The organism is Staphylococcus sp. EG-SA-18 (assembly GCF_017151825.1).
Classification (GTDB): Bacteria; Bacillota; Bacilli; order Staphylococcales; family Staphylococcaceae; genus Staphylococcus; species Staphylococcus aureus.
The window spans coordinates 1-11,114 of the sequence record NZ_JACYVY010000052.1 but is presented as its reverse complement, the minus strand read 5'-3'; the positions used below and the strand labels follow the sequence as shown (position 1 = coordinate 11,114).

Sequence of the window (11,114 nt, the reverse complement as noted above, 5' to 3'; positions counted from 1 at the left end):
GTGTCTAGATTAATATACTTAATTCATCTATATTTTATAACAAGTCTAGAATTATCGCATTCTTAAATAGCTAATATGAAAATGCTTGCACTAATTCTTTTGTATAAGGGTGTCTATCAACATTAAATAATTCCTCTATTGCAAAATCATCGACTATCATGCCATCCTTAAGAACGATAATTCTATTAACTAAGCGTTGTAACACGGATAAATCATGAGAAATAACGATAAAATGATTTAAGTTCGTAATCGTTTGCGCTTTTAATATATTTATTACATTTTGTTCAGCTATAACATCTAAATTTGAAGTTATCTCATCACATATTAAAACGCGAGGCTGTGCTAATAACGAACGCATGACATTAAATCTTTGTAATTGTCCGCCACTCACTTCGCTTGGTAATTTAGTCAATAATTGCGCGTTTAACTCAAAAGTAGATAAATGTTGTAATAATAATTGATCCTGAGCAGTATTATCAGTTAGGCCTCTGTAATAATATAACGCTTCTTTTAATGAGGTCTCAATCGTCCAATCAGGGTTAAAGCTAGTTAAAGGGTGTTGGAAAATCGGTAACACAGCATTGTCACTTAAGTAAATTTCTCCTTTAGCAGGTTTAAACAAGCCAAGAACCAATGAAGCGAGCGTACTTTTACCACAGCCACTTTCGCCTAAAATACCAACATTTTCTCCATCAGGTATAGTAATATTGATATCTTGTAGCACCATCTGCTTTTTATTATAACCAAAAGTCACATGTTTTAACTCAATCATAGTAATCCCTCTTTAATTGTGTTCTATATTTAATTAGACGTTCAGTATACGGATGCAAATGCTCATACTTGAAATGATTAATATTACCTCGTTCAATGATTTGACCTTCTTTTAAAACATAAATGTACTGACAATATTTCAATACATGACTTAAGTTATGTGTGATAATAAATAATGTTTGACCATGTTCTAATACAATATGCTGTAATAAATCCATCACTTGATTACCGTTCAAAGCATCCAATGATGCAACTGGTTCGTCTGCAATGATTAATTTAGGCTCCAACATGAGAACGCTTGCTATGTATACGCGTTCAAGTTGGCCCCCAGAAAGTTGGAAACTATATTTATTTAATATATCTTTGCTTTGTAAATTAACCCACGACAAAGCCTTATCAACTTTGGACAAAGCCTCTTCTTTACTACCTTTATAATGCTTACGATAAATCGCAGTTAACTGTTTACCTAATTTAGTATGGTCGTTAAAACTTTCTGCATAATTTTGAGAAATATAGCCAATTGTATGACCATAATATTGACTCAATCTACTAACATTTTCCCCATCAAATTGGTACGAATCATACGTGCAGCTTAAATCAAATGGTAAATATTCAAGTAAAGCTTTAGCAATCAAACTTTTTCCAGCGCCGCTCTCTCCAATCAAGGCATTAATCTGTTGACTAAAAATTTTCAAATCAATCCCTTTAATAAGAGATTTCTCACTAGTATTCTTTATTGTTAAATTTTGTATATCAATGAGACTCATCATATTCACCCCGTTGTTTCAGCAATCTATCTCTTAGTGCATCACCGGTTAAATTAAAAATTAAAATAGTTATAGCAATGACTGAAGCAGGTGCAATCAACATAATTGGATGAGACGAAATAAAATCACGACCTTGTTGCAACATAGCGCCCCACTCTGGTGTTGGCGGTTGTGCACCTAACCCAATAAATGATAGTGAACTTATATATAGAATGATTTTACCGAAATCAACGACCATCAAAACGATAATAGCCGGTATAATTTTAGGTGTTAAATGACGTATTAATATTGTTCTTGTTGGTACATGAAATAATTGTGCCATTTTTATATAAGGCTTATTCATTTCGCTATTAACTATACTTCTAGTCAACCTTGTGTAATTCATCCATTTTATTAATGTAATTGAGATAACTAAATTCCATAAAGATGGTTGAAAAAAACTTGCTAAAGCAATCATGATGATAAATTCTGGAATACTCAGACCAACATCAATAAACCTTAACACTAATCGTTCAATCCACCCTTTTTTATATCCGGCAAATAGACCTAGTGTAACACCTATGACAACGATAGCTATTAATGTTAAAACAGTAACAAACAATGTTGAACGTGCACCGATAATAATTCGGGTAAATAAATCTCTCCCATAATCATCAGTTCCTAATAAATGCAACCAACTAATAGGTTCAAAAGTTTGTGATAAATTGACTTTGGTTGCATTTTCACTACTGACAAAGAATTGCAGTACAATTACCACAAAAATAAATGCAACGAATACAAAAAATATCAGGTTATTCTTTGAAAATATTTTATGCATGACGGTCACTACTTACTGATATCAATGGTGTATTGGTTTTGATTTTTGGATTTCCTAATTGTAAACGCTGCTTCGGATCAAGTAATAACGTTAATAAATCAGCAATCGTATTGATAATAACAACGAAGAAGCCAATAAATAACACGCATCCTTGAATAACAGGATAATCTCGAGATTTAATACTATCCATTAATAGATAACCAATACCAGGTATATCAAATAAATTTTCAATCACTACAGTACCACCTATTAGACTGCCAAGTGAAATCCCTAGTAATGGGATAATCGGCAAAATTGTTGGTTTTAGTAAATCATGAATTAAAATATAACGTTCATTCATACCGCGTAATCTTGATGCTTGTACGATATTACTTTGCAATAACATCAATAAATTAGAACGCACTAAACGAATGATGTATGCACACATACCTAAAGATAGCGTGATTACAGGTAATATAAACTGACTTAGTATAACGCTATCTATATTCATTAAATTTGTGACAATAAATAATAAAATAATACCGATAAAGAACGCTGGTAAACTAATCGATAGTGTTGAGATCACTCTAATCACTTTATCCGTCCACTTATGAAATCGTTTGGCTGCTATAATGCCGAGCGGTATAGATATGCATAACGACACTACTAATGTTGAAAATGATATGAGTAATGTTATGGGTGCATAGTTGAATAATATCTGTGTTACCGGTTCTTTTGATTCAAAACTTTTTCCTAAATTAAAATGTAATAAATGATTCATCCAATGCCACCACTGTACCAATAAAGAATCATTTAATCCCAATTTATCTTTGGTTGCATTTATTTGTTCCGTCGACACTTGTGCTACATCAAGATGTAATATTTTATCAACAGGATTGCCTGGTGATAATTTCATTAAAATGAATGTAAGTGTAGAAATAACAAATAAAACAACTATCATTTGCATCAGTCTATACAACATAGACTTTATTATGAACATAATAGTCCCCCTCCTTGTGTAAGTTACTAACACTTTCTTTTTACATGAGAATGGCGCATGTATATGCAACTTACATATTAAGAACCAACTTTCATTATAGTATTATCCATAAAGAAATTGAAGTATATTTAATTTTTTAACAAAATCATTATAAAATATAATATTTTGAATCAAGTCAACCATGTAAAATATAAAAAAGTCAAAACAAAAACAACTATAGCACTGTATTCCATCTCTTTCGAAATAATTGTTACTGCAGTGTAACTTAAAAGTCGATGATTTTGTGCATATAGTTGTCGAATATTATTTTTTATCTTTACGGCGAAGTTCAGCGCCCTCATAGCCGTATTTTTCAATTTGCTTTTCTAATTTACGCGCTTTTCTTTCTTTACGCCAATTTCTAGTAAAATACCATAATAGAAAACTAATTAATAAACTCATAATCGCTAAAAATGCAGCGTATCCTAATAATGGTTGATATTTTATATCTTGAAAATTTGGAATAAAAAATGCAAGCACACCTAATATAACAAATGTAATTACTGCAGATACAAACCATTTATTTAAAACTAAGCAACAGAATATTGTTAATAAAATCATTATTAATGTTGTGATCCATAAATAATTAGGCATATCGAATAATGTCATATTCATTCTCCTTTTATTTCATTACTTTCCTTGTATACATTTTATTATAAATTTTTAAAAACTTAAACAATAGCAGTCAGTTTCAAGCAATATTCTATCTACTATTAGAAAAATCATTGTTCCTTGCGACATGGAAATCGTAACATTATCGTTTAGGAGACAAAATTATGTATAATGAATGTATTATACCAAAGGAGTGATTATATGTCTCAAGGTTTACCTTTAAGAGAAGATGTTCCTGTTTCAGAAACATGGGATTTAGTAGACTTATTTAAAGATGATCAACAATATTATGAAAGTATTGACGCTCTAGTACAACAAGCAAATCAATTTCATCATACATATGCAACAACATTAAATTCAATCGAACAAATTAATACTGCTTTAGCTGAATTAGAAAATATTTTAATTGCCTTAGATCGCTTAAGTAATTATGCAGAACTACGTTTAAGTGTAGATACTAGTAATATCGAGGCACAAGTATTGAGCGCTAAATTATCTACTACATACGGTAAAATTGTTAGCCAATTATCATTTGTAGAGTCAGAAATACTTGAATTACCAGAAGAAATACTTCAACAATTAGAAGAATCATGTCCATATCAACACTATATTAAACAGTTAATAAAACAAAAGCCATTCCAATTATCTGCGTCGGTAGAACAAGTATTAGCAACTTTATCACCTACGCTAAACAGTCCTTACGATTTATACGGCACGACAAAAATGCTAGATATTACATTCGATTCATTTGAACATGATGGTACAACGTACCCTGTCGACTATGCTACGTTTGAAAATGATTATGAAGATAATAAAGAGCCTGAGTTTAGACGTAAAAGTTTCAAATCGTTTAGCGATGGGATTCGAAAATATCAGCATACTACCGCGGCTACATATAATATGCAAGTACAACAAGAAAAAATTGAAGCTGATTTACGTGGATTTGAATCAGTCATCGATTATTTATTACATAGTCAAGAAGTAACGCGTGATATGTTTGACCGTCAAATCGATATGATTATGCGTGACTTGGCACCAGTTATGCAGAAATATGCTAAACTTTTACAACGTATTCACGGATTAGATAACATGCGTTTTGAAGACTTGAAGATTTCTGTAGACCCTGATTATGAACCAGAGATTTCAATTGAAGACTCAAAAAATTATATTTTCGGTGCGTTAAGTGTTTTAGGTGATGACTATACAAACATGTTACGTGAAGCATACGATCAGCGATGGATTGATTTTGCACAAAATAAAGGTAAAGATACAGGCGCATTTTGTGCAAGTCCATACTTTACACATTCATATGTGTTTATTTCTTGGACTGGTAAAATGGCTGAAGCATTTGTCTTAGCACATGAATTAGGTCATGCAGGTCATTTTACATTAGCTCAAAAACATCAACCATATCTTGAATCAGAAGCATCAATGTACTTTGTTGAAGCCCCTTCTACAATGAATGAAATGTTGATGGCCAATTATTTATTTAACACAAGTGATAATCCAAGATTTAAGCGTTGGGTTATTGGCTCAATTTTATCTAGAACATATTATCATAATATGGTTACCCATTTATTAGAAGCTGCTTATCAACGTGAAGTGTATCACAAAGTAGATCAAGGTGAATCTTTAAATGCGCCGACATTAAATGAAATAATGCTAAATGTTTATAAACAATTTTTTGGAGATGCAGTAGACATGACTGAGGGTGCTGAATTAACATGGATGCGTCAACCTCATTACTATATGGGATTATATTCGTATACGTATTCTGCTGGCTTAACAATCGGAACTGTCGTTTCTCAAAAGATTAAAAATGAAGGCCAACCAGCTGTTGATGCTTGGTTAGAAACATTGAAAAAAGGTGGTAGTGTATCACCTGTCGAACTTGCAAACATTGCAGGTGTAGACATTACTACAGAACAGCCACTTAAATCTACAATTCAATATATTTCTGATTTAGTCGATGAAGTTGAAAAATTAACAGATGAAATTGAGCAAGCAAATAACTAAGATGCGAGACAATTTATAGTAGAACAATATAAACCAAGATTTTCACATTACTAATTGTGAGAATCTTGGTTTTTTGAGGGTTTATGAATGATAGAAATATATATTTATCGTAAGGGATTTTATAGTAATAACTTTAAGTTATTGTTCGTAATGTGTACCTGTTAAATAAAAATAAACACTTTCAGCGATGTTAATAATATGATCACCAATACGTTCTAAATGTCTTGCTGCTAAATGAGCTTGTGCAGCGACAAATGGATCGTTATCAATAAGATACGTTGCGTTAATAATATGACTATATAAGTCATCGATATCTTCATCACGCTCAATTATTTCTCTTATTAATACGGTATCTTTCTTTTTAAATGCTTGATCTAAGTCCTTTAACATTAACATAGCTAATTTACCCATTGTCTTTAAACGGGTTAACACATAATCATCTGTAATCTTTGTACGCAATCGAATATTGGCAATACTCGATGCATTATCTCCTATTCTTTCTAAATCGGAGGCGATTTTTAATGAAGAAATCATCATACGCAAATCACTCGCAATGGGCTGTTGCTTTGTAATTAACATGATAACTCGCTCATTAATATCATAATTTAATTGATTGATATGTTTATCGTTTTTAACTGTTTGTCGTGCAAAGCCTCTATCGTCAATACTTAATGATTTTATACCATTTTCAATACTCACATAGACATTTGCACCTAACCGACGTAATTCCTTTATTAAATCATCAAGTTGCTCCTGATATCGCTGTCTAATTATTGCCATTATATATCAACCAAACCTTCCTGAAATATAATCTTCTGTTTTCTTGTTTGATGGGTTAGAGAAAATTTTATCAGTATCATCATATTCATTGACATAACCATTTAAGAAAAATGCAGTTTTATCTGATACACGAGCTGCTTGTTGCATATTATGTGTAACCATAATAATTGTATACTTTTCTTTTAGTTCTTGAACCAACTCTTCTACTCTTAATGTTGAGATTGGATCTAATGCTGATGTCGGTTCATCCATTAAAATGACTTCAGGTTCAATTGCTAAACAACGCGCGATACAAACACGTTGTTGTTGCCCACCGGATAAACTATATGCATTTGTGTGCAACCTATCCTTTAATTCATCCCAAATTGCAGCGCCACGTAATGATTTCTCAACGATTTCATCAAGAACTTTTTTATTTTTAATACCGTGAATCTTTGGACCGTAAGTAATATTATCGTATATTGATTTTGGAAATGGATTAGGTTGTTGAAAGACCATGCCCACATTTGTACGTAATTGTTCTTTAGAATATTTTTGATCAAAAATGTCTTGATCTCGATATAATATTTTACCAGCTGTTTTCACAGAAGGTACTAACTCAACCATTCGATTCAAAGTTTTAATATATGTTGATTTGCCACAACCAGATGGACCTATAATGGCAGTAATTTGGTTTTCATAAATATCTAAATTAATATTTTGTAATGCATGATTTTCGCCATACCATAAGTCTAAATTTTGTGTTGAATATATAACAGAATGTGAGTTTGTATCATCTGGTGTTTTATGATGACTTTGTGAGACATCAAACGTATGACTTTGAGATATTTGTTTAGTTTGTGCAAGTGTTTGCGCCATATTTAAAACTCCCTTTTTAATAGATAAATGAGATTGATTGTTTAAATTAGAATTTTTTACTAAATTTGTTACGTAAAATAATCGCAACGCCATTCATTAAGATTAAGATAACTAGTAAAACGATAATGCCTGCCGATGCAACATTCTGGAATTCTTCTTGAGGCATTTTCGCCCAAGTAAATATTTGGATTGGTAATGCTGAAAATTGATCCAATATACTTCTAGGTGTTGCCAATAATATAGTCGGTATACCGATTAGCACAAGTGGTGCTGTTTCTCCCAGTGCTCTTGAAAGAGACAAAATGAATCCAGTTAAAATACCAGGTAACGCTGCTGGTAAGACAACACGTCTTATCGTTTGCCATTTATTAGCACCTAAACCATAAGAAGCTTCGCGTACTGAGTTAGGTACAGCTCTAATTGCTTCCTGACTTGAAACAATAATAATTGGTAATATCAGTAAGGTCATTGTTAGCGCTGCTGCCAATATACTGTTACCCATTTTCAAGGCTTCAATCCCCGCACCACCAACGAACAAAGTGTAACCTAATATCCCAAATACAACTGATGGTACACCAGCTAAATTGGAAATACTGATTTTAACAAACTGAGTAAATTTGTTGTTTTTCGCATATTCTTCTAAGTATATAGCTGTACCTATTCCTAGGATGATTGATAATGGAATGATACTTAACATTAACCAAAGTGAACCGATTAACGCGCCTTTAACGCCAGCCATAGATGGTGTTGAAGAAGAAAAATTAGTGAAAAACTGTAAATTTAAATGACTTACCCCTTTAATCAATGTTTGAGTTAACAACGCAATAAGTACGACAAGTCCTAATAATGTACATGCTAAAAATATGAGTTTGAACACTTTATTTTTAACCGTTCTGGATGATAAATGTTTTTGGACAAGTTGTTGATCGACGAGTGATTGTCTATTATTATCTGTCGTTTCCATATTAATACTCCTCCCTAAAACGCTTAGAAATCCACTGAGAAAGTAAATTCATGATTAAGGTAAAGATAAATAGTGTGAACCCTACAGCATAAATACTGTAATAAATATTTGATCCAAATGTTGCATCACCTGTCGCTATCTCAACAATATATCCAGTCATTGTTTGAATCGAACTTGTTAAACTTAATGAAGCTGTTGGCGAACTACCTGCCGCTAATGATACAATCATCGTTTCTCCAATTGCTCTTGAAATCGCGAGAACGATTGAAGCTACAATACCTGATGTTGCTGCGGGAAGTACGACTTTAGTTGCTACTTCTAATTTAGTTGCTCCAAGTCCATAGGCACCTTCTCGAATTTTATTTGGTACAGATGCCATTGCATCCTCACTCAAACTTGTGATGAGAGGGACAATCATAATACCGACAACTAAGCCGGGACTTATAGCATTAAACTCTCCAAGACCTGGTATGAAAGATCTTAATACTGGTGTAACAAAGGTTAATGCAAAGAAACCAAACACAATTGTTGGTATTCCTGCTAAAATTTCTAATATCGGTTTAATTATGCGTCGTGCACGGTCACTTGCATATTCACTTAAATAAATTGCTGCACCAAGCCCGACTGGAACTGCAAATATAGTCGCAATAACTGTGATTTTTAAAGTCCCTATTATCAATGCCCAGATACCAAACTTAGGGTCTGAACCGGTAGGATTCCAAGTAGTAGAAAATAGAAATTCAGTTATTGGAATTCTGGTGAAAAAAGTGATGGTTTCTAAAAGCAATGTGATTAATATACCTAGTGTTGTTAAAATGGAAATCGCTGAAATTGCGGCTAAAATAACTGGTATAATTTTGTCATTATGCTTCCCTTTTTTATTATTATTTTTTTCGATTAAAGCTTTAACATTAGTAGATGAAGTCATAATCAAACCTCTTTCTATTACTCCCAAAATAATTAGATTTGTAAAATAATGATGAACCACTATTTTAAGTTGATAAGCTTGTAGACTAACTGAATGTCAAAATCAGCGTCTCGATAAATCAAGCTTTGTACTCTAAATAATGATTCACCATCAAAATCATGTTTCAAGACACATTTGAAATTGCGTCTTATTATTTTTTGTCTTCAGACTTTTTATCATCAGATTTCTTGTCGTCTGATTTTTGATTTTTATCAATAAATGCTTTTAAATCATCTAATTGTGATTTGTATGTTTTCTCTGGTGCTGCTACATATCCAGCTTCTTCAGCTGCTTTACCTTTATCTTCTAAGACGAATTTGATAAATTCTGACATTACTTTATTATCTTTCAATGCTTTTTCATTTACATAAATGAATAATGGTCTACTTAATGCATAAGAGTTATCTTGAATTGTTTTTTTCGTAGGCTCTGTTGCTTTACCATTTTCATCTTTGATTTTAACTTCTTTTAATTTATCTTTATTTTGTACGTAGAAGTTATATCCAAAGTATCCGATTCCCTCTTTGTTTTTCGTTACAGAAGAAACGATAGCATTTGTATCAGCATTTTTTTCTGCTTTAATATCTTCTTTATTCATTACTTCATTTTCAAAGAAGTCATAAGTACCATGACTTGAGTTTGGTGATACAGCATTTATTTTTTTATCTGGCCATTTACTATTAACATCTTTCCATGTTTTAGCTTTTCCAGAATAAATTGCTTTTAATTGCTGTTTGTCTAATTCATCTACAAAATCATTTTCTTTATTTACAGCAACCGTTACACCATCTTGCGCAATTTTAAATTCTTTGTATTTGATATTCTTATCTTGTAATTTTTGCTTCTCTTCATCTTTAATTGGTCTAGAAGCATCAGCGAAGTCGATATCTCCTGCAATGAATTTTTGGAAACCAGCACCTGTACCAGCTTGTCCTGCTGAGATTTTAGCATCCGAGTGATCTTGAGCCCATTTTTCATTTAATTTCTCCACAATTGGTGCTACTGTTGATGAGCCATCACCTTTAGCTTCCCCTTTTAAATCACTATTACCACTGCCACCATTACCGCCACCACAAGCACCTAATAATAGTGTTGCACCTAAAGCTGTAGTACCAACAAATTGCCATTTTTTCATTGAAATATCCTCCCTGTATGAACAACAAATAGTATTTGTATTGATTACATCTTTATCTTAACCTTGAATTATTAACCTCATTTTTAGAAACTGTAAATGTTACATAAAAATTTGTTAAGAAAATGTAAATATTAATTTTTGTTAATCTAAAAAATATTGCTTCATTAGTAAAATTAAAATGCTTCCTGAAAAATTATCGAAATTTAAATATGTACACAAAAAAATGAGGCTGGGACATAAATCCCTAAAAAAACAGCAGTAAGATAATTTTCAATTAGAAAATATCTTACTGCTGTTCTCTATTTATACAATACTTCGTATTGAATGGCTTCGCTTTGCCCGTCTGGCACATTACTGTAAAATTCTATAAATAGAATTTTTGATGACGGGTCCCTTCCTAGGGTGCCGT

Annotated in this window: 12 protein-coding genes; 1 reads left to right on the top strand and 11 read right to left on the bottom strand. The window is 32.0% G+C overall.

From position 1 onward, the window contains the following. Nucleotides 1-70: 70 nt before the first annotated feature. From IDG66_RS11165 to IDG66_RS11140, 6 genes are all read right to left on the bottom strand, one after another. Complete coding sequence (locus IDG66_RS11165) at nucleotides 71-772, bottom strand: ABC transporter ATP-binding protein (protein WP_000571247.1); 702 nt, start codon at nucleotides 770-772, stop codon at nucleotides 71-73. Continuing rightward, on the bottom strand, nucleotides 765-1,538 hold the full coding sequence (locus IDG66_RS11160) for an ATP-binding cassette domain-containing protein (protein WP_000052317.1): 774 nt from the start codon (nucleotides 1,536-1,538) through the stop codon (nucleotides 765-767). Before IDG66_RS11160 ends, IDG66_RS11165 begins: the two co-directional genes overlap by 8 nt. Next, on the bottom strand, nucleotides 1,525-2,355 hold the full coding sequence (gene nikC, locus IDG66_RS11155; RefSeq protein ID WP_000548932.1) for a nickel transporter permease: 831 nt from the start codon (nucleotides 2,353-2,355) through the stop codon (nucleotides 1,525-1,527). Before nikC ends, IDG66_RS11160 begins: the two co-directional genes overlap by 14 nt. Further along, nucleotides 2,348-3,334: a nickel ABC transporter permease gene (gene nikB / locus IDG66_RS11150; RefSeq protein WP_000469950.1), complete on the bottom strand. Its 987-nt coding sequence runs from the start codon at nucleotides 3,332-3,334 to the stop codon at nucleotides 2,348-2,350. The genes nikC and nikB overlap by 8 nt, the downstream gene beginning before the upstream one ends. 170 nt (nucleotides 3,335-3,504) lie before the next feature. Continuing rightward, a complete protein-coding gene (locus tag IDG66_RS11145; RefSeq protein ID WP_001791844.1) occupies nucleotides 3,505-3,690 on the bottom strand; it encodes a hypothetical protein in 186 nt (61 codons plus the stop codon). Further along, a complete protein-coding gene (locus IDG66_RS11140; protein ID WP_000171798.1) occupies nucleotides 3,638-3,982 on the bottom strand; it encodes a 6TM ABC transporter family protein in 345 nt (114 codons plus the stop codon). Before IDG66_RS11140 ends, IDG66_RS11145 begins: the two co-directional genes overlap by 53 nt. 204 nt (nucleotides 3,983-4,186) lie before the next feature. On the opposite strand from IDG66_RS11140, the gene pepF reads away from it, so the two are divergent. Further along, the gene (gene pepF, locus IDG66_RS11135) at nucleotides 4,187-6,001 is read left to right on the top strand and encodes an oligoendopeptidase F (protein ID WP_000077576.1); all 1,815 of its coding nucleotides are present in this window, start codon (nucleotides 4,187-4,189) and stop codon (nucleotides 5,999-6,001) included. 138 nt (nucleotides 6,002-6,139) lie between these two features. On the opposite strand, the gene phoU is transcribed toward pepF, so the two are convergent. The 5 genes from phoU to IDG66_RS11110 all read right to left on the bottom strand — a co-directional run bounded on the left by phoU (nucleotide 6,140) and on the right by IDG66_RS11110 (nucleotide 10,705). Beyond that, on the bottom strand, nucleotides 6,140-6,781 hold the full coding sequence (phoU, locus tag IDG66_RS11130; protein WP_000974847.1) for a phosphate signaling complex protein PhoU: 642 nt from the start codon (nucleotides 6,779-6,781) through the stop codon (nucleotides 6,140-6,142). A gap of 6 nt (nucleotides 6,782-6,787) precedes the next feature. Further along, nucleotides 6,788-7,639 carry a phosphate ABC transporter ATP-binding protein PstB gene (pstB, locus tag IDG66_RS11125; RefSeq protein ID WP_000079447.1) on the bottom strand — a complete coding sequence of 284 codons (852 nt, stop codon included), beginning with the start codon at nucleotides 7,637-7,639 and terminating at the stop codon, nucleotides 6,788-6,790. 46 nt (nucleotides 7,640-7,685) lie between these two features. Beyond that, on the bottom strand, nucleotides 7,686-8,603 hold the full coding sequence (pstA, locus tag IDG66_RS11120; protein ID WP_000450294.1) for a phosphate ABC transporter permease PstA: 918 nt from the start codon (nucleotides 8,601-8,603) through the stop codon (nucleotides 7,686-7,688). A 1-nt stretch (nucleotide 8,604) separates the two neighbouring features. Then, nucleotides 8,605-9,531, bottom strand: coding sequence for a phosphate ABC transporter permease subunit PstC (gene pstC / locus IDG66_RS11115; protein ID WP_000204625.1), 927 nt, complete (start codon nucleotides 9,529-9,531; stop codon nucleotides 8,605-8,607). A 190-nt stretch (nucleotides 9,532-9,721) separates the two neighbouring features. Further along, nucleotides 9,722-10,705: a phosphate ABC transporter substrate-binding protein PstS gene (locus tag IDG66_RS11110; protein WP_000759232.1), complete on the bottom strand. Its 984-nt coding sequence runs from the start codon at nucleotides 10,703-10,705 to the stop codon at nucleotides 9,722-9,724. Between the last annotated feature and the right edge of the window lie 409 nt (nucleotides 10,706-11,114).